Below are 18,311 nucleotides of genomic sequence, written 5' to 3' on the forward strand. Positions count from 1 at the left end.
ATCCAAATAACTAACCAGACAGCTTGCTGAGCGGGAAGCCGACGTCGTCTTATGCTCGCTTTATTGGTTTCAAGAAGAGCTTGTTCTATCCACTCAATCTGAATGGCGTCGACGACAGATTCATAATTGTCGGCATCTTCAATGGTCTCGTGTGCCATTGCTAATTCTTGTTCAAGCATAAAAAAATCCCCATCAACGGTGTTGATGGGGATTATCTGCTAACTGCAAGATCGTTCAAGTCTTCTTAAACGATCGGCATTAGCTTAAGAGCGTTAGCCTTTCTTTCAGCAACATCCTTGGCGAGACAGGCGTAAGCACAGCGATTCAACCTCTGTATCTACCTGGCGGTATCTTGGTCTTCGTCGCACTGGTTGCTGTTCTAATGCAATCACGCAGCGCAACACCACTGGCTAAAGCCTTCGGTGAATCGAGCAAGACTCTGATTGGCGCAGGCTTTGTGTTGGTGTTCACCATCCCAATGGTTCGTATCTTTATTAACTCTGGCGTGAACGGCGCTGATTTAGCAAGTATGCCAGTAACCACTGCAAACTTTGCAGCTGACCTCGTTGGCGGCGCATTCCCAGCGTTGAGTGCAACGGTGGGTGCGTTAGGTGCCTTCATTGCAGGTTCGAACACCGTTTCAAACATGATGTTCAGCCAGTTCCAATTCGAAGTAGCACAAACACTTTCTATCTCTAGTGCTGTGGTTGTTGCTCTGCAAGCCGTTGGTGCTGCAGCCGGTAACATGATTGCGATTCACAACGTGGTAGCCGCATCAGCGACCGTAGGCTTGTTAGGACGCGAAGGCGCAACACTACGTAAGACAATCATCCCAACGTTCTACTACTTGGTGATGACAGGAATCATCGGCCTAGTGGTTATCTACGGCTTCAAAATGACAGACGCACTTATGTAAACCATAAGTCGGTACAAAAGCACTTGGCGTTAATACTCAATTCCCCGACTGCAACACCGTCTAATAAGACAGTTGATGAGTTTCGGAATGGATACTAAAACACATCAACACCCCCGGGTATTAACGCCATTTTATTGCTTATCTGTTTCACTGTTTAAGAAACAACAAACACTTACTTTTCAAGAATTAAAGCAGCCCAAGCCAAGCTCTCATAGAAGGGCAACATCACAAGAATTTAGGACTGAAATTATGATCATATCCGCATCGACTGATTACCGCGCCGCAGCAAAAGCGAAATTACCACCGTTTCTTTTCCACTATATTGACGGCGGTTCTTACGGTGAACATACCCTACGCCGCAACACGGCCGATCTTGCAGAGATCGCGCTCAAACAGCGTGTCCTCAATGACATGTCGGACCTAAATTTAGAAACCGAGTTGTTTGGTGAAAAGCTCGCGATGCCGATTGCCTTAGCACCCGTTGGTCTAACAGGCATGTACGCACGACGTGGCGAAGTACAAGCTGCAAAAGCCGCAGACAATAAAGGCATCCCTTTTACGATGTCGACCGTATCGGTATGCCCGATTGAAGAAGTCGCACCTAAGATTGAGCGCCCAATGTGGTTCCAACTTTACGTGCTAAAAGATCGCGGCTTCATGAAGAACGTATTGGAACGTGCCAAAGCGGCAGGCGTGACAACACTGGTCTTCACGGTGGATATGCCAGTACCTGGCGCTCGCTACCGTGACATGCACTCAGGAATGAGCGGCCCAAATGCAGCAATTCGTCGTGTATTCCAATCGATGCGTCATCCTAGTTGGGCGGTTGATGTTGGTCTGTTGGGTAAACCACACGATCTTGGCAATATCTCTACTTACCGAGGTTCTCCAACCAAACTGGAAGACTACATCGGTTGGTTGGGTGACAACTTCGACCCGTCGATTTCATGGAAAGACCTAGAGTGGATCCGTGATTTCTGGGACGGCCCGATGGTCATCAAAGGCATTCTTGATGAAGAAGATGCAAAAGACGCCGTAAGATTTGGTGCAGACGGTATCGTAGTTTCAAACCACGGCGGTCGTCAGCTTGATGGCGTTCTATCAAGTGCTAAAGCACTGCCTGCAATTGCAGATGCAGTAAAAGGCGACACTAAGATTCTGGTCGACTCTGGCATTCGTACTGGCTTAGATGTAGTTCGCATGATGGCGATGGGCGCAGACTGTACCTTGCTTGGTCGCTCTTTCGTCTACGCGTTAGCAGCGCAAGGACAAGCAGGTGTTGAGAACCTACTCGACCTTTACGACAAAGAGATGCGCGTTGCGATGACTCTAACTGGCGCCAAGACAATCAAAGACTTAACTCGTGATTCTTTGGTGGGGCTAGATTAATCCGCCACGACTCCGGTTCAGATTCAAATTCAGACTAATGCTTTGGTCTACTTAGACTGAAGTTCAATCGGTGTCACAGCAATTACACTGCCGTTGTGACACCGTTTAAGCACTGGAAAATAAAATAAAAACAAATCAGTGCCAAATAAGAAGCACAAGGAAGCAAAGATGGAGACAACCACATCCCATGAGCGAGTAATAGACGCACAAGCTTATCAGCAGCTTGAAGCGATACTGGCTCAAAAAATAGAAACACAACGCATTGTCACGCAAGAGGCAAAGCGATTGGCTTACGGCACCGATGCGAGTTTCTATCGCTTGGTGCCGAAAATGGTTCTAAGGCTCAAGAACTTAGACGAAGTCATATTCACCATTCAAAGTTGTCGCGAACTCGGTATTCATTTTACCTTTCGCGCCGCGGGCACCAGCCTGTCAGGGCAAGCGGTTTCAGACTCGGTACTCATCACACTGACCGACGACTGGCGCGGCCACGAAATCGTCGACAACGGCAATCAGATCATCCTTCAACCGGGTGTGATTGGTGCAGATGCCAACAAATACCTTGCCCCTTTCCAACGTAAAATCGGCCCAGATCCAGCCTCTATCAATACCTGTAAAATCGGTGGTATTGCAGCGAACAACGCCAGTGGCATGTGTTGTGGTACTGCGCAAAACTCGTACCGCACCGTTGAGAGCATGAAAATCGTATTGAGTGATGGCTCCCTGCTTGATACGGCTGATAACGCAAGTGTTGAGGCATTCAAGCAATCACACAAAGAACTGTTTGAAGGCATTGTTGAATTACATCAACAGACAGCGTCAAACCAAGAACTTGCAGACAGAATCCGCCACAAATACCGCCTCAAAAACACTACGGGCTACGCTCTGAATGCATTGGTCGATTACCACGACCCAATCGAAATCATTAAACACCTGATGATCGGTTCAGAGGGCACGCTAGGCTTCATCGCCGAAATCACCTACAACACGGTTATCGAACACCCGAACAAAGCTTCTGCACTGCTTGTGTTTGCCGACATAGAGCAAGCCAGTAAAGCCGTGACTACGCTATCAAAAACGCCAGTTGCTGCGGTTGAATTGATGGACGGCAGAGCGCTGCGTTCAGTGGCTGATAAGCCAGGTATGCCTGCATTCATGCCGAACTTGGATTTAGAAGCCGCAGCGATTTTGATTGAATCACACGCCAGCTCCCAGCAGGACTTAGATTTACAATGTAAATCAATTTTGGACGCATTGACTGAGTACACGATTGTTGAATCGGTGCCTTTCACTTCCGATCCAAAGACAGTCGCGACTCTTTGGGGCATCCGAAAAGGCATGTTCCCTGCGGTTGGAGCCGTTCGTGAAGTTGGCACAACCGTTATCATCGAAGACGTTGCTTTCCCTGTTGAAAACCTCGCTAACGGCATTCGAGAGCTGCAAGAGCTGTTCGACAAATACGACTACAGCGAGGCGATCATTTTCGGTCACGCACTCGAAGGCAACCTGCACTTTGTGTTTACCCAAGGCTTCGATAGCCAAGAAGAGATCGACCGTTACGGCGGTTTCATGGATGACGTAGCCGAGCTCGTCGCCGTGAAATATCAAGGTTCACTGAAAGCGGAACACGGCACGGGCCGAAACATGGCACCTTATGTGGAATTAGAATGGGGCAAAGATGGCTATGCCTTGATGCAACAGATCAAAGCGCTGTTTGACCCAGAAAGGCTGCTTAACCCCGGCGTTATCATCAACGACAATCCAAACTCCCACATCACGAATTTGAAGCCAATGCCTGCTGCCGACGACCTTGTCGACCGCTGTATCGAGTGTGGCTTCTGTGAGCCTGTTTGTCCGTCTCGTACCTTAACTCTATCGCCACGCCAACGTATCGTGCTGTACCGCGAGTTACAACGCCGACGCGCTGCGGGCGAGGAGATGGAAGCAAGCGAACTAGAGAAAACCTTCGAATACCAAGGCATTGATACCTGCGCCGCAACAGGCCTGTGTGCCGAGCGTTGCCCAGTGGGAATCAACACCGGCGATTTGATCAAGAAGCTTCGTATTGCCAAGTACGAGAAATTTACGCCAATCGCTAAGTGGACAGCGGATCATTTCTCGACCACCACCAAGCTGACCAAAGCTGGGCTCAAAACCAACCAAGTGGCAAGCAAGGTTCTAGGAGCGAATACAGTCGGCAAGCTAACCAACGGCTTGCGCTCTATCACCAAAGGCGCGACGCCGGTTTGGATGCCTGAGATGCCACAATCCAATAGCCACTCGCTAGTCTCATCACCAGTGACAGCAGAATCCTCAAGCAATCACAAGAAGGTGGTTTACCTCCCTTCGTGTGCGAGTCGAACCATGGGTCAACAAAGCGATGCGGGCGATCAACGTCCTCTAACGGAAGTGACCATGTCTTTGCTTAACAAAGCCGGATTTGAGGTGATTCTTCCGAAGAAGCTAGACGACCAATGTTGTGGCATGCCTTACGACAGCAAAGGGATGACCGATTTAGCCCAATCTAAAGCGCAACAGCTCGAAGAAGTGTTGTGGCAAGCGAGTCGTCAGGGTGAATACCCAGTCTTAATGGACACCAGCCCATGTGCTAAACGCAGTATTGAACAGTTCACCAAACCGTTAGAAGTATTAGAGCCGACAGGGTTTGTGAATCAATACTTGCTTGAGCACCTGACACTTGAGCCGCTGCAAGAAACCGTGATGCTGCATATGACTTGTAGCTCTCGTCGAATGGGTTTGGAAGGCGCGATGTTGAGCCTTGCTAAAGCCTGTACCGAAGAGGTGATTGTTCCTGAGCATATTCAATGCTGTGGTTGGGCGGGTGATAAAGGTTTTACCACTCCAGAGCTGAATGAAGCGGCGGTACACCCACTCGAAGAGCAAGTGCCGAGCAACTGTACTCGTGGGTTCAGTAACAGTCGAACCTGTGAGATCGGTTTGTCACATCACAGTGGCATTCCGTATCAATCAATCTTGTACTTGGTGGACGAAGTCGCGCAATAGCGGAGCCTCCCCACTTAAGGTATCGAGCAATTAGCTTAAACCTAAAACGAAAAATGGCAGCCCAATCAGGCTGCCATTTCTTTATTCGATTTAAAACGTATTACCGAGCTAGATATTGATGAGCTAACGGCTACTGAGCTAGGCACATCAACTCTTCTGGTGAGTAGTGTTCTGCTTCTGCGCCTTTGGCGATTAAGTCGATCACTTGGAATTCGCTCATGTCACCAAACTCTTTGGTTAAGTAATCACGAAACGCTTTCTCATTCGGCCACTTACCTCGCACGATATAGCCATCTTCTTTATCAAAATCTTCCGTCTCAAAGAAAGAAAAGTCGGTCATACCAATATTGTGGCAATACAAAACGAGATACATAATTTTTCCTCAAAATGGGGTTACTAATAAAAACTCACAGGGAGATAGAAATCAAGCTCAAACACTTCATCACTGTTGAGAAAATGGTTCCGATGATAATGCACATACGCGGGAGTCGAGCGCTGTTTGAAACCAGAAGCCGGTAACCATTTTTCTAATACCATACTGATCTGTGGTAGCAGTTCACCATAACGGCCATTCAGTCGAAATACCGCATGTAAACCACCCGGAATCACCATCTGGTTCACGACACTGCGATACTTAATCGGCTCATCAATCGCGATACACGCCACATAGCGGCACTGGTCCATTTCAACCCAAGCAGGGTTTGAGTGATGCAAACCAAATTGGCTCGAAAAGTCGCGCTGTTCTGAGTTCGCCCACGCTTTCAATATCAACCACGCATTACGAATGGATCGGTTATAGCCAGTATGTCGAACATAAGCTGCCATTCGGTCTGATACTTCAACAATTTTAGGTTCCGGTAACTCCCGCTGCGACACATTCAAATAGCCTGCCGCCACTTCGGGATCTTTCAGGTAAGGTTTTTCTGCAATCTGTAAATCATGCTTACGCCATTCTCCGGGCGACATATTAAAGGTCGCTTTAAATGCTCGGCTAAACGAAGACACAGAGCTAAAGCCACATTTATGGGCGATCTCAACCACAGACGAGCTGGTATCGAACATCAATTGATTAGCCGCATACTCCATTCGAGTGCGTCTAATGTATTGATGCAACGACTCCCCAACCACACTTTTGAACGTGCGATGAAAGTGTTGCTCTGAATACGCAGCAATCTCAGAGAGCGCTTTTGCCGACAAAGGCTGACTGATGTCTTGGTGAATATGGAACAAAACATCATTGATTCGGGATATGTGTTGTCGTGACATCGTTCAAATAGCATAAATGGACATGTTTAAGAGCATAAACGGACACGCTAGTTTTTACAATTGCCGTGTAATATCAAGCGATAGAATAAAAACGATAAACGACGAGACACAACACATGGAAATCGCACAGTCATTACAACAGATTCAATCTTCATACATTCGAGAGATCCTCGCAGCCGCAAGCGATCCAAATGTTATTTCATTGGCCGGTGGTTTACCCGATGCGAAAACATTCCCTATCGATTTAATGAAGCCAACGCTAGAAAACCTAGCGAACATGCCTGAAGTTTTCCAATACGGTTCTACCGCGGGTTACGGCCCGTTGCTTGACCACCTAACACAAAGCTACCAATTGCCAGAATCACACACGGCAATGATTTGTACCGGTTCTCAGCAAGGTCTCGACTTAATTGCACGAGCATATGTTGATCCGAATGATGTGGTTGTGATGGAAGCGCCAAGCTACTTGGGTGCGATGCAGGTGTTTGGCCTAGTTCAAGCAAACATTGTGACTGTGTCTCAAACAGAATTTGGCCCGAACCTAGACGAACTAGAGACGTGCTTTGCACAGCAATCACCGAAAATGTTCTATGCCGTGCCTGATTTCCACAACCCAACAGGTGTGTGCTGGGCAACAGAAACTCGTCAAAAAGTCGCTGAACTGTGCATCAAATACAACGTGGCATTCATTGAAGATGCACCATACCGTGAGCTACGTTTCACCGGTACAGAACTACCGTTGGTTTCTTCGTTTTGCCCTGACAACTCTATCGTTCTTCGTTCATTCTCTAAAATTGCATCGCCAGGTTTACGTATTGGCGCGGTAACAGGTAAACGCAGCTACCTTGAGCCATTAATCAAAGTAAAACAAGGCGCGGACTTACACTCAAGTGTACCTATGCAAGCGCTGCTTGTTGGTCTTCTAAAGCATGAAGACTTCAACGTACATATGGAAAACATTCGCACCCTTTACAAGTCTCGTTATGAAGTGCTGTTTTCAGAGCTAGAAAAACAGCTGCCTACTGACTGTGTATTAAAATCCGTTGATGGCGGAATGTTCATTTGGGTTGAAATCCCAGAGTGCGACACCTTCGAATTGGCTAAAACTCTATTATCGAATGGTGTGGCTGTTGTACCAAGCCCAGTATTTTATCCAAAAGCCGATGAAGCTAAAGCTGCACTGCGCTTAAACTTCACCAACGCCAACCCAGAAGAATTAACCGAAGCGGTAAAACGCTTAGCGGAAGTACTTAACCAAGCGTAATCGCTGATTAAGTCAGACAGATTCAATACCAAGGCCCTGCTGTTTTTACAGCAGGGCCTTTTGGGTTTGGGAATACATGTTGTAATTCGAACCTGATAAAACAGTTTTGTTGAATTTCCTAGCCCATAAACCACATAAATAGAAATGATAAATAGCCCTACTTTTGGTTGGTTTTTGTCCATCCTTGGCTTGGTTATACTGCGGCGGATTTTAATAAGCCAATATGGGCAAACCTGAGTAAATTAAACTCAGTCTGTATCATAAAAGGCAACCGCTCTGGATTTACGTTCCAGCTCGCAGAAAGGAAAAACCATGTCTCAATATGTTGTATGTGCTCTGTATAAATTCGTAGCACTTGATGATTACCAAGAAATTCGCCAACCACTCACTGACGTGTTAGAAACCAACCAAATCCGCGGTACTTTGCTACTTGCGAGTGAAGGTATCAACGGCACCGTTGCAGGTAAGCGCGAATCTATCGACGCTCTTCTTCAATGGTTCAAACAAGATTCTCGTTTGGCTGATGTTGTTTACAAAGAGTCGTTCAACGAAGAACAACCATTCAACCGCACCAAGGTTAAGCTTAAGAAAGAGATCGTAACCATGGGCGTTGAGGGTATCGACCCACGCCACGTTGTTGGCACTTACGTGAAACCAAACGAGTGGAACGCTCTGATTTCTGATCCTGATGTAATTCTGGTTGATACCCGTAACGACTACGAAGTGGACATCGGCACATTCAAAAATGCTGTAAACCCAAACACAGAAACCTTCCGTGAATTCCCTCAGTACGTTGAAGAAAATCTCGATCCTAAGAAGCACAAGAAAGTCGCAATGTTCTGTACTGGCGGTATTCGTTGCGAAAAATCAACAGCCTACATGAAAGAGCAAGGCTTTGATGAGGTTTACCACCTTGAAGGCGGCATTCTTAAGTACCTAGAAGAAGTACCAGAAGAAGAGAGCATGTGGGAAGGCGACTGCTACGTATTTGATGGTCGTGTTGCAGTTAACCACAAGCTAGAGAAGAGCGGCTACGACGTGTGTAACGCTTGTCGCCTGCCAATCACAGACGAAGACAAAGCCTCTGAGCACTTCGAAAAAGGCGTAAGCTGCCCTAAGTGTGTTGATAAGCACAGCGACGAGCAGAAAGCGCGTTTCCGTGAACGTGAAAAGCAAGTTCAATTGTCGAATGCTCGTGGCGAAACCCACGTAGGCGGCGATGCTGCTCACCTTATCGATCAACGTAAGAGAGAAAAGCTTGCACACAAAGAGCAGCAACGTTCTGGTAAGAAAGCGAAGTAGTTTATAATATTACGAAAATAACAAAGGGCATCAACGAATCCACAATGGAACGTTAATGCCCTTTTTTGATCGCTTTACGGCTTTGTGTTTTGAGCCACATTTCTTTCGAAAAATTGCTTCTATACTGTCAGGGCGTGTTGACCTTCCGCGGTTGGATTTTGTTCGAGATAAAAGCGTTTTAATCGCGGCGAGGGAGAAGTAGCCTAGTCATTCTAAGCAAATCTCCCTTAACAAAGAGTAAAACGCTTTTAGCCGAACCCTACGGGCAGCGTTTGCTGGTTATTTCTACTACGTTATCGGCCTCTCATGTAGGCTAGCTACACATCAAAGCCTCTGCCTTGTAGAAATACCCAGCAATTCGCCGCAAAAACAAGCTCGAAAGATCAACACGCCCTAAAAATCCGACTAGAGAGGAAGTGCCAATGCTCAATGAAAACCATGCCTTTATCTTAGATTTCCCAGATCTTAAATTAGACATTGTTCAGCTCAACCACGACGACGAAAAATTCAAAGCAGACATGCAAAAATACCACCAACTCGACTACGACATCCGTCAGCTAGAAATCTCTGGCAGCCCTATCGATGACGACAGCATGCACAACCTCAAAGTAGAACGAATGGAGCTAAAAGACTCGCTGCACAAACAGCTCACGCGCCATCACGCGCTTAAGATCGTATAGAAAAATCAATCCAATACTTTATTCTAAGCCATGCACTACGCATGGCTTTTTGGTTTCATAACAGCGCAAATCTAAGCTAATTCGGCTTCTTCAATTATGTTACTGTTTGCTTATTCGAAAGCGTTTGATAAGGAAGTGAGCAGAGTGACAATAGAAGAAGAGAACATACAATTCCAGCTCGTTTCAAATCTCGAATTCGAAGAACTGTTTGCGTGTGTTAAGCAAGGGCTTTTCATACACGTTGATAGCGTTTTCGGATGGGATGACGACTTCCAACGTCAACGACTTTTAAACGAGTACAATCCCTCTTGGTTTCATTGGGTATATCTAGGAAAACAAAGGGTTGGACTTGTGTGTTTTAAGCCTTATGACAACGCATACCATGTTCACCTTCTGATCATTTCCCATCAATACCAAGATCAGTCTCTTGGTAAAAAAGTCATGTCACGCATCCACGAAAAAGCCCATCAAGAGCAACGAAACCAAGTCACTCTGTCGAGCTTTAGAAGTAACACCCGCGCCATCAGCTTTTATCAGGCGCTTGGCTACCAAGTTGTTGATGACAGCGATGAGGATTTTGTAGGGATGACTCTCAACCTAGCTAACTCTCAGCCTCGCTAACCATAGAGAAAATACAGATAGCGAGTAGGTAGAGAGCGTTTACTTTAGCGCGCGCTTGAAATATCTAATTTCTCAATCAACGACGGAAAACCCCAACCGTTCTCGCCTTCGACCACAGGTTCTCCGGTCAAATACTCAAACAGCGTTGGCGCTAAAGATCCGTTAGCTTCGATTTTCAATTGCTGAGAGTTATCGCCAATTGGCGCTCCCCAGAATCCGATGAAGGCATCTTTCTCTAAGTAATCCTCACCAGCATGACGCCCTGGCACCTTGGTGTTGTAGCCAATTCCCGCTTTAGGGAACAAGTTAACCGTGCCAGCCCTATCTTCAAGGTAGATATTAACTAGTTGATTCACTGAATCTGGTCGAGGTGTGGGTTGCGTTAATGAAGTCCACTCAGCACTGCTACACCACGTTGTCACATCCGCTTTAACCGCTCGGTTAATACACTTGTCGACCAATTGAGAATATTGTGAAAAACCAGCTTCGCTTGGTGATACTAGGTATGGATTTAACCTTTGCGTATTGAGTAAAATCGGCGCTCGATTGTCTTCCAACGACTCGTAGAAAAGCTTGTCACCTTCACGTGTGATCAATTCATCGACCCGTTTTAAATCACGGTTGCCAATCACACGAACAGCGCAACGTTGTTGATCACATGTGCTTTCTCTTACGACCATATAATCAAGACTCTCAGGCAAGCGTTGCGCTATCTGATTAATGATGTCTATGTTCTGACCAGCTGGCGCTGCAATCGGAGACCACTGCGTGAGTTCTTGGTAAACAGGCTGAACCTGCCACCCTTGAGCCGAATTAAAGAAGTCCATCATGAAGTTACCACCAGCAGTCGAGGCAACCACCACATCCAATTCCTTCGAGCTTGGGTAGCTTAGCGCATTGGTGATTTTAGGCCCTTCCCCCTCGTCTGAAGATATTTTCTTAACCACAATTGGATAATCTAGCTCTGCTTGTAAGCCTTCGAATACCTGCTTTTCGGGGTTGAGCGCGTAGAACACTGGCGTTAAACCATGATCTCCTGCCATGCCCCATAGCGTTTTATCGTAAACGCCTGCACTGCGGTAGGTCGCTTCAATCTGGCGAATCCAATAGTCCAGTCGGTTAAGCTCTCCCGTCGGCATCAGAATTTCGTCACTAAAAGGACCGGTAAAGTGTGCGAAGTGATCCGGCCATGGGTTATAAACCAAGGTGTAGTCTGGCATCCCTTTTCCATCTAACACGGCAAACTGAGTGATCGACTGTTTAACCAGAGCTCTCTTTGAAAACTTAGTGAAAAAATCAAAGCCAGATATAGACTGATACGCTTCAATATCTTCAATCAAGGCTTGACGCTTTTCTTGCAAAACCACTTCGACTTCTGAACGTTCTTGAAGCTCTTTAACGCAACGTTTCTCACCATAATCCCGCAGTGACTCACCCAAACCTAGGTTTACTAGCCCATCGTAAGTGGTGTGAGCATTCCAATCGTATTGAGCGTTGCAGTTCAGCGTTTTGAGGTAATCAAGGCGATCAAACATGGTCTGCACCTTGTTGTTTGCCATCAACACATCCAACTGCAGGGCGTCATTGCCGAAGAAGTAATAAGCTCGGTCGATCTCTCGGTCAACAAAGTGGAAATTAGGGATACCCGTACCACCGTTACCAGACACTTTTGCGCCCGTTTTGATGATCGGTAGATTACGTACGCTGATCGTCGGAGTAGAAGAGATACCCACTCGGCTTATATTATTTCGATTCTCTTGATAGAGTTTTTTGAAGAACGGAAGATAATTCGGATCACGGTAGGTTTGTTCAGACATAACTTCCATGAACCTCACCTGCTGTTGATGTTCAGGTTCAATAACCGTTTCTAGCTTAGGTTTGTATTGCGCTCGGTTTTTATGATTTTGGTAAGCAACAGAAATGAAAGGTGAATCTTCATCGACCAAGCCTTCGATCAACCCCTGCTGTAAACCGTCGACGGTCACTTGGACCGCAAAACGTTTGTGCTGTTGGGATTCTAAGAATTGTATTAGCGCATCAGGCTGGTCACTGAACGCTTGTTGCATCCAATCATCGAGCGCTTCTGCACGTTCTTCTTTAAACACAAATTGTCGGTAAGCTTTCAGCAAGTTTAAGCGTACAAAATCAATAAGCGTGATGGTAAGAGCTTGTGCTTTGTTATTCGGCTTATCAGCGTTTTCTGGTTTACCATCTTCTGCAATCGCCAACATTGCAGATTTCATGTCGCCGTCATCCATTCCCAATGCCGCTTTACCGATCAAATCAACGATGATCGGTTGAATTTGAGCGATGATAGCTAGATCTTCAGGGCTATTGGTTAAGTATGTGTAATTCGCAGGGAGCGTGTCCATATCCTGCCAAACACCAATTTCGAATAACGCATCGTAGACAACCACCATTTTGGCAATGAACTGTTCATCGATACGAATACCTTCATGATGTCCCGTTGCTTCAGTCGAGGTATCTGGCTCGTGATGCTCTGAGGTTGGCTTATCTCCAACATGATAGAGGCTATGTTCAAAGCCCTTTAGCGCCTGCTTATCATAAACCGTCGACAAGTAATATTTGAACACATCTTCACTGCCCAAGCCTGAATAGCGGTCGTAATAACTATAGAGAAAATAACCCAAAGGAATTGAGTACGTCGGGTTAGATAACTGAGCAACGACTCTGGCTTTGGTTTTGACATCTAAAGGGAGAGCGAGAATGTACGCATCTAATGTAACGCCACCAATGGTGAAAAGAGCTGCATCACGAGTGAGTTTGGCAGAATAACTTAGGCTTGAAAGCACCTGATTTTTCAACACTTCACTGGAGCTAAACACGCCACCAATGACGGGCGTTGTTGATATATCAGCGGCACTCGGAGCTGATGCAAGTGCCAACGATAAGGCACTGAATAAACTGGCGTAACTGCGAACGTGAGAATAAGAGCTCATCAAATTTCCTTTAGATCAACACACTTCTATAAATGCAGCGTATTGTTTCAGTTTGCATTTATTAGTCAACCTATGAAAACGTTTGTTTTCTGATTCGAAGAGCTCGAATACTCTTACAATCGCTTACCGCTACCGTCTTCCCACATCACTTCGCATTCGTCTTTAATGGCCGCTTTCAATAGTTCAACTAACGGGAAAGCTCGGCTACCGATATTAACAGGCGCTTCAACAACCGCTTCTTCACTGTCATCATCGGTATTTTCTTGTTCTACCTGCTTGCTCTGCTCAGCGGCGATCGCAGCACGCAAATTGCTTAACGCTTGAGAAACCTCTGAAGCATCAATTGCTCCTGGGATAGTGCCACTATGTCCAAGCATCTTTATGAACTGAAGACCGACTTCACCAAACATCGTGACGCTAGCATGAGCTTTGCAACTAAAGGTAATTAACATTATGAGCCTCTATCAAATTTAGGTATCTATAAACATTAGCTATCTACAAACTATGTTGAGTAACGTATTGGAAAGCAAGTAGATAATAGCCAAGTAACTTCCTGCAACTAGAACCGTGATTGTTTCACTAACGGATACATCTGCACCGTTAGTGACGCTCATCACTATTTATTGTGAGTCACTCATCATTTAAATATGAAACCTTGATAGTAGTCACACTAAAAAGGTCACTAACACTCTGCTATGACTTTTATTTCATCTACTATTAACATCAATCATCAAAATCTTTGGCACAAATCACATGAAAAGGCTCGTCGGCAGACACCTAGAAGAAATGGCGGACATACGGTCCACTCGCAAGCAAAAAATTGTCCACTCCTTTTCACTGGCTGCCGCTGCGTTATTCACATTCTACACTTGGGCTTACTTCCAAGGTCAGCATTACACGCTGTCAATTTTCGAACTGTGTTTTGCACTTATTGCTATCTCAAATGCATTTTACGTAAAAAAAGTCACTGCCGCTGAGTATTCAGAATTGATTCTAAGTGGTGTTCTGCTCGTTCAAGGAGTCATCCTATTCTTGTACAGTCACGCCATTCCCGAGCGGACACTTTGGCTCTACCCGATTTTGGCTGCCGTTATTTTCATAAACGATTTTAGAATTGGCATTATATTCAGTACCTCATTTTGTGTATTTATCAGCACCTTGATTACAGCGATGCCTAGCAGCTTTTCTTTACCTTTTAGCAGCTCACACCGATTTATTCTTAGCTTATTTACAATGAGCTTGGTATGTCACACATCAGCTTATTACTACACAAAAGCCGTCAGTTATATTCAACGCCTATATAAAGAGGGGATTGAAGATTTGGCCTATAGAGATCAACTAACAGGCTTGGCAAACCGTTGGAGCTTTGAACGTTGGGCGACAGAAAAACTTGCGACAGTGGATAGTGAACGCTCACTGACTGCATTAGTTTTTTTGGACATAGATGACTTCAAAGGCATTAATGATAGCTACGGGCACGACGTCGGAGACAGTGTTTTGCAGCATTTTGCGAATCGTTTAAGCAACAACATCCGAACCAGAGACAGGGTAAGTCATGAATACGATTATTCGATTGCGCGCTTTGCTGGAGATGAGTTTGTTTTGATGCTCTACGATGTACCAACTCGCAAAGATCTAGACGGTATTTTAGATCGGATTTGTGGGCTATTCGAAAGTGGTTGCCAGACAAACGAGAGAATCAAGGAATTGACACTCAGTGTTGGGGTTTCGTTGTACCCGCAAGATGCTCAAGAATTACATGAGCTGACGAGATGTGCTGATAAAGCGATGTATGTTGCCAAACATTCAGGAAAAAATCGATACGCTTATTATCACGATAATCCCGTATCGACCTTGATAGAAGAGCTACCAACGAACCTCCCCTTCTCAGAATCGGAATCATCTGAGCTTGAAGGTTGTCTTGAAGCGAAGGTCGAAGGGAGCAATGTTACGTTATTAAAAACGCGTCCACGCTAGCCTGCCATATACATGGCCCATAAACTCACTAAGCCAATAACAATAATCCAAACGACTTGTCGTACTAAATTTCGATTTTCGTTCTTAGATTTAGCAACGGTTTTAAAAGCGGCTTGCTTAGCCGAGTGTATAAAAGGCCCATCTGCCTGGTGCTTTCTAACACGGCGCTTAACCGCTTTATTCGCAACCTCTGTAAAACGCTGACCTTGCTCCGTTGTAAAATCGTTATCAAAGCCCATCCGACCTTGCCTTTCGCCATGTTTTTGCTGTACTGCCATAGCGGCCTCCTTGGCGGTCTGCTCTCTATTCAAGTATAGACATAATTTCATATTCTTACCTGTTCAAAATTTTCGAATAAGTCACTCAACACTGTGCCATCTTCTTTTTAAATCAAATTACATAAACTACAGCTATTCAAGTTTATGAGGATTTCAAAATGACGAGTGTAAGAGCAGTAGATCATGTGATTGCAGCACACGCTACCTCCGATGGTGACGGCGTAAAAATACAAAGACTCGCTGGTTTCAATAACACGCGTTTCTCTCCATTTTTAATGATTGATGAACTTAAGTCGGATGAAAGCAAAGATTATGTTGGCGGCTTTCCTCCACATCCTCACCGTGGGATAGAAACGCTCACTTACATGCTGCAAGGTCACTTCCAGCACAAAGACCACATGGGGAATGTTGGAGAGCTTCGCAGCGGTGGTGCACAGTGGATGGCCGCGGGTCGTGGTGTGATTCACAGCGAAATGCCAATGATGGAAGAAGGTGCACTGCATGGATTTCAGATTTGGATAAACCAACCTGCAACACACAAGATGCTGCTAGCTCAGTATCACGATTTCCAAAATGAAAGCGTTACAGAGCACCAAAGTGAGCAAAGTGGTTTATTGAGAGTTATTGCGGGTGGATTCGAACTGCATAACCTAGCTGACCATGATGTAGAGGCTTTACGAACGCAAGGCCCACTGCAACAAACTGGTGTGCCGTTAAGCGTAGCGGATTGGCGATCTCATTCTGGGCAAAAAATAACATTAGGGACAAATGTTAATCACAATGCCATGACTTACGTGTACCGAGGCAGTATTAAGATCGGTGATAAAGTCATCAACCAAGGTCAACTTGCGTTACTCACTAAAGCTGACTTGCTGTCTTTGAGTAGTTTAGAAGATTCAGGTGTACTGATTTTTTCTGGTGAGCCGATTAATGAACCTGTTGTGCACTATGGTCCGTTTGTCATGAACTCGATGGAAGAAATTGAACAGACGATTCAGGACTTCAACAATGGCGTTTTTGAGACTTACTAATTGACGACGTCTTTGCGCTTTTAGCTTTGAATTGAAGTTAAAGATTGAAGAGATTTTGCAACGAACAACAATTTGGTCATCCATTTGATGACTGTAAAAACAAGTGACACTATCCACTGCCGGTTATTATCACTTATTTAACCACGCTCCTAGAGCGTGGTTTTTTTCTATTAAGCCATAGATAAACGATACTCTGGTTGAACGAACTCAGGCCTTCCTACAAGTATTCACACAGGTAAGCTGTCGCTTCTTTAACCTGTAAATCGAATGAAGAGTCACCCGCAACGTCAAAAGACTCACCAGATTGGAATGTAGTCCAATCGTCATCGCCAACACGCTTTACAATTAAAGCACCTTTAACAACAGTCATCTTTTCCGGAGCTGCAGTACCGAATGTGTATTCACCAGCGGCCATCACACCAACACTCACATCAGCACCAGACTGGTTAAACGCTAACGACTTAACACCGCCTTCAAAGTATGTATTTTCTTTAATCATTGTACTTCCTTGTTATCTCAAAATTGCATTACTAGGCTCAACGAATAAGCCTATGCGTAAATTTAGGTGCTAATTGTTTTAACCAATTCGAGACTGTCCTACAAGAAATAAATGAATATAGCTTAGGATCTGTTGACCTTTCGAAGTTAAATTTCGTTCGAGATGAAATCATTTTAGGCGTGGCATTGGGTATACAACCTAATCATTCTAAGTAAATATTCCTTAACAAAGCATGAAGACTGAATGTGTGGGTAAAAAATCACTGAGGCAGTTTGATTCAAAAGAACATTCGATCCTGCTTCTAACTCTTATAAGAACCTTTGCAACCTATCGTTTTATTTTATAGAATCATCACCAGTATGAGTAACTAAAATGAAGAGATAATGGCTAAAAATACCACGAAAAGCAGCGATATATTGGCCAATTCGTTACTCTACGCCTTCTTAATGGCTGGCTTTATGATTGCCCTCTCCGTCGGCTATTTTGGCTACCAAGCCTACCAAAAATCTGTAAGCCCAAGTAACGTCCATGGCACATGGATCGAGATTGGTGCTCCACCTTACAAAACAGATATTCTTACACTTTCCGATGATGGTGTGATGATGAACTATCGTTTCATCAGTACCTCGTTTGATTTTGATGGTAACGATGTCACGATCAATACAGGTTCAGGCCCAACGATTTATACCATTAGCGGTACCTACAATTCACCTCGTTTAAAGCGGCTAGTGCCGAACACACCATCCAAACAATTCATAAAAGAAGGGTATGAAGATACTGTAGCGGGTGAGACTCAAGGACTCATGCAGCAACGACGCTCAGTATTAGCTGAACAATTCAAAAAATAATACTTTCAACAGCGCTTTGTTTAGTAACCCCTCTTACATCAATACTACCTGCCCCTTACAAGCACCGGTATGACGAGCTTAAGATTGTGATGCCGCTTCAGTTTGCGATATTTAATAATAGCTTACCGCACTTTTTCATAACTTCATGTCGTGTAATTTCACTTATGAGACTTTCCTTCTGAGTGCGGTTTATTTTATAAAACATGGACTCAGCCTCTCATTCATTAAGCAACAGAATTGTAACAAGATACAATTT

The 18,311-nt window shown here is 45.1% G+C and carries 16 protein-coding genes and 1 pseudogene; 10 read left to right on the top strand and 7 right to left on the bottom strand.

Annotation, left to right across the window (positions count from 1 at the left end; genetic code table 11):
* Nucleotides 1-179: transposase domain-containing protein (locus ACED25_RS04635; protein ID WP_371694838.1), on the bottom strand; the 179-nt coding region annotated here is incomplete at its 3' end.
* 83 nt (nt 180-262) lie between these two features.
* On the opposite strand from ACED25_RS04635, the pseudogene ACED25_RS04640 reads away from it, so the two are divergent.
* The 3 genes and pseudogenes from ACED25_RS04640 to ACED25_RS04650 form a co-directional block, all read left to right on the top strand.
* Nucleotides 263-916 (top strand): annotated as a pseudogene (locus tag ACED25_RS04640) (L-lactate permease); the annotation flags it as partial.
* 249 nt (nt 917-1,165) lie between these two features.
* On the top strand, nt 1,166-2,305 hold the full coding sequence (gene lldD, locus ACED25_RS04645; protein ID WP_017083007.1) for an FMN-dependent L-lactate dehydrogenase LldD: 1,140 nt from the start codon (nt 1,166-1,168) through the stop codon (nt 2,303-2,305).
* 168 nt (nt 2,306-2,473) lie between these two features.
* Nucleotides 2,474-5,329 (top strand): FAD-binding and (Fe-S)-binding domain-containing protein, encoded by a 2,856-nt coding sequence (locus ACED25_RS04650; protein WP_371694743.1) that lies wholly within the window; start codon nt 2,474-2,476, stop codon nt 5,327-5,329.
* A 130-nt stretch (nt 5,330-5,459) separates the two neighbouring features.
* Here the strand turns inward: ACED25_RS04650 and ACED25_RS04655 are convergent, their stop codons facing one another.
* A complete protein-coding gene (locus ACED25_RS04655; protein WP_371694744.1) occupies nt 5,460-5,702 on the bottom strand; it encodes a hypothetical protein in 243 nt (80 codons plus the stop codon).
* A 23-nt stretch (nt 5,703-5,725) separates the two neighbouring features.
* Nucleotides 5,726-6,595, bottom strand: coding sequence for a GyrI-like domain-containing protein (locus ACED25_RS04660; protein ID WP_017085035.1), 870 nt, complete (start codon nt 6,593-6,595; stop codon nt 5,726-5,728).
* A gap of 115 nt (nt 6,596-6,710) precedes the next feature.
* Between ACED25_RS04660 and ACED25_RS04665 the strand changes: the two genes are divergently transcribed.
* The 4 genes from ACED25_RS04665 (at nt 6,711) to ACED25_RS04680 (ending at nt 10,462) form a co-directional block, all read left to right on the top strand.
* Entirely contained in the window at nt 6,711-7,859 is a 1,149-nt protein-coding gene (locus ACED25_RS04665) for a PLP-dependent aminotransferase family protein (protein WP_371694745.1), read from the top strand.
* Nucleotides 7,860-8,171: 312 nt separating this feature from the next.
* Nucleotides 8,172-9,161, top strand: a complete 990-nt coding sequence (locus ACED25_RS04670; RefSeq protein ID WP_371694746.1) for a rhodanese-related sulfurtransferase — start codon at nt 8,172-8,174, stop codon at nt 9,159-9,161.
* 422 nt (nt 9,162-9,583) lie between these two features.
* Nucleotides 9,584-9,841, top strand: coding sequence for a YdcH family protein (locus ACED25_RS04675; RefSeq protein WP_009846137.1), 258 nt, complete (start codon nt 9,584-9,586; stop codon nt 9,839-9,841).
* Nucleotides 9,842-9,937: 96 nt separating this feature from the next.
* Nucleotides 9,938-10,462 (top strand): GNAT family N-acetyltransferase, encoded by a 525-nt coding sequence (locus ACED25_RS04680; protein ID WP_269336855.1) that lies wholly within the window; start codon nt 9,938-9,940, stop codon nt 10,460-10,462.
* A 44-nt stretch (nt 10,463-10,506) separates the two neighbouring features.
* Here ACED25_RS04680 and ACED25_RS04685 read toward each other — a convergent pair whose 3' ends face one another.
* Nucleotides 10,507-13,422, bottom strand: coding sequence for an alkaline phosphatase family protein (locus tag ACED25_RS04685; protein WP_371694747.1), 2,916 nt, complete (start codon nt 13,420-13,422; stop codon nt 10,507-10,509).
* A gap of 113 nt (nt 13,423-13,535) precedes the next feature.
* Entirely contained in the window at nt 13,536-13,874 is a 339-nt protein-coding gene (locus tag ACED25_RS04690; RefSeq protein WP_135383472.1) for a DUF1840 domain-containing protein, read from the bottom strand.
* Between the two features lie 334 nt (nt 13,875-14,208).
* Here ACED25_RS04690 and ACED25_RS04695 point away from each other — a divergent pair, with 334 nt between their 5' ends.
* Entirely contained in the window at nt 14,209-15,399 is a 1,191-nt protein-coding gene (locus ACED25_RS04695) for a GGDEF domain-containing protein (protein ID WP_102257705.1), read from the top strand.
* Here the strand turns inward: ACED25_RS04695 and ACED25_RS04700 are convergent.
* Nucleotides 15,396-15,677, bottom strand: coding sequence for a hypothetical protein (locus tag ACED25_RS04700; protein ID WP_009846127.1), 282 nt, complete (start codon nt 15,675-15,677; stop codon nt 15,396-15,398). The genes ACED25_RS04695 and ACED25_RS04700 overlap by 4 nt on opposite strands.
* Nucleotides 15,678-15,835: 158 nt before the next feature.
* On the opposite strand from ACED25_RS04700, the gene ACED25_RS04705 reads away from it, so the two are divergent.
* Nucleotides 15,836-16,708, top strand: coding sequence for a pirin family protein (locus tag ACED25_RS04705; protein WP_102257670.1), 873 nt, complete (start codon nt 15,836-15,838; stop codon nt 16,706-16,708).
* Between the two features lie 217 nt (nt 16,709-16,925).
* Here the strand turns inward: ACED25_RS04705 and ACED25_RS04710 are convergent, their stop codons facing one another.
* Nucleotides 16,926-17,207 carry a pyrimidine/purine nucleoside phosphorylase gene (locus ACED25_RS04710; protein ID WP_009846125.1) on the bottom strand — a complete coding sequence of 94 codons (282 nt, stop codon included), beginning with the start codon at nt 17,205-17,207 and terminating at the stop codon, nt 16,926-16,928.
* A 383-nt stretch (nt 17,208-17,590) separates the two neighbouring features.
* Here ACED25_RS04710 and ACED25_RS04715 point away from each other — a divergent pair, with 383 nt between their 5' ends.
* Nucleotides 17,591-18,055: a DUF2850 domain-containing protein gene (locus ACED25_RS04715; RefSeq protein ID WP_065679371.1), complete on the top strand. Its 465-nt coding sequence runs from the start codon at nt 17,591-17,593 to the stop codon at nt 18,053-18,055.
* Nucleotides 18,056-18,311: the final 256 nt, after the last annotated feature.

It is taken from the genome of Vibrio sp. 1F263 (assembly GCF_041439035.1).
GTDB classification, from domain to species: domain Bacteria; phylum Pseudomonadota; class Gammaproteobacteria; order Enterobacterales; family Vibrionaceae; genus Vibrio; species Vibrio tasmaniensis_A.

Coding starts and splice junctions, on each gene's coding strand:
- lldD (WP_017083007.1), top strand. CDS start 1,166: ATGATCATATCCGCATCGACTGATTACCGCGCCGCAGCAAAAGCGAAA.
- ACED25_RS04680 (WP_269336855.1), top strand. CDS start 9,938: ATGTTACTGTTTGCTTATTCGAAAGCGTTTGATAAGGAAGTGAGCAGA.
- ACED25_RS04675 (WP_009846137.1), top strand. CDS start 9,584: ATGCTCAATGAAAACCATGCCTTTATCTTAGATTTCCCAGATCTTAAA.
- ACED25_RS04670 (WP_371694746.1), top strand. CDS start 8,172: ATGTCTCAATATGTTGTATGTGCTCTGTATAAATTCGTAGCACTTGAT.
- ACED25_RS04660 (WP_017085035.1), bottom strand. CDS start 6,595: ATGTCACGACAACACATATCCCGAATCAATGATGTTTTGTTCCATATT.
- ACED25_RS04665 (WP_371694745.1), top strand. CDS start 6,711: ATGGAAATCGCACAGTCATTACAACAGATTCAATCTTCATACATTCGA.
- ACED25_RS04690 (WP_135383472.1), bottom strand. CDS start 13,874: ATGTTAATTACCTTTAGTTGCAAAGCTCATGCTAGCGTCACGATGTTT.
- ACED25_RS04685 (WP_371694747.1), bottom strand. CDS start 13,422: ATGAGCTCTTATTCTCACGTTCGCAGTTACGCCAGTTTATTCAGTGCC.
- ACED25_RS04700 (WP_009846127.1), bottom strand. CDS start 15,677: ATGGCAGTACAGCAAAAACATGGCGAAAGGCAAGGTCGGATGGGCTTT.
- ACED25_RS04710 (WP_009846125.1), bottom strand. CDS start 17,207: ATGATTAAAGAAAATACATACTTTGAAGGCGGTGTTAAGTCGTTAGCG.
- ACED25_RS04705 (WP_102257670.1), top strand. CDS start 15,836: ATGACGAGTGTAAGAGCAGTAGATCATGTGATTGCAGCACACGCTACC.
- ACED25_RS04715 (WP_065679371.1), top strand. CDS start 17,591: ATGGCTAAAAATACCACGAAAAGCAGCGATATATTGGCCAATTCGTTA.
- ACED25_RS04655 (WP_371694744.1), bottom strand. CDS start 5,702: ATGTATCTCGTTTTGTATTGCCACAATATTGGTATGACCGACTTTTCT.
- ACED25_RS04695 (WP_102257705.1), top strand. CDS start 14,209: ATGGCGGACATACGGTCCACTCGCAAGCAAAAAATTGTCCACTCCTTT.
- ACED25_RS04650 (WP_371694743.1), top strand. CDS start 2,474: ATGGAGACAACCACATCCCATGAGCGAGTAATAGACGCACAAGCTTAT.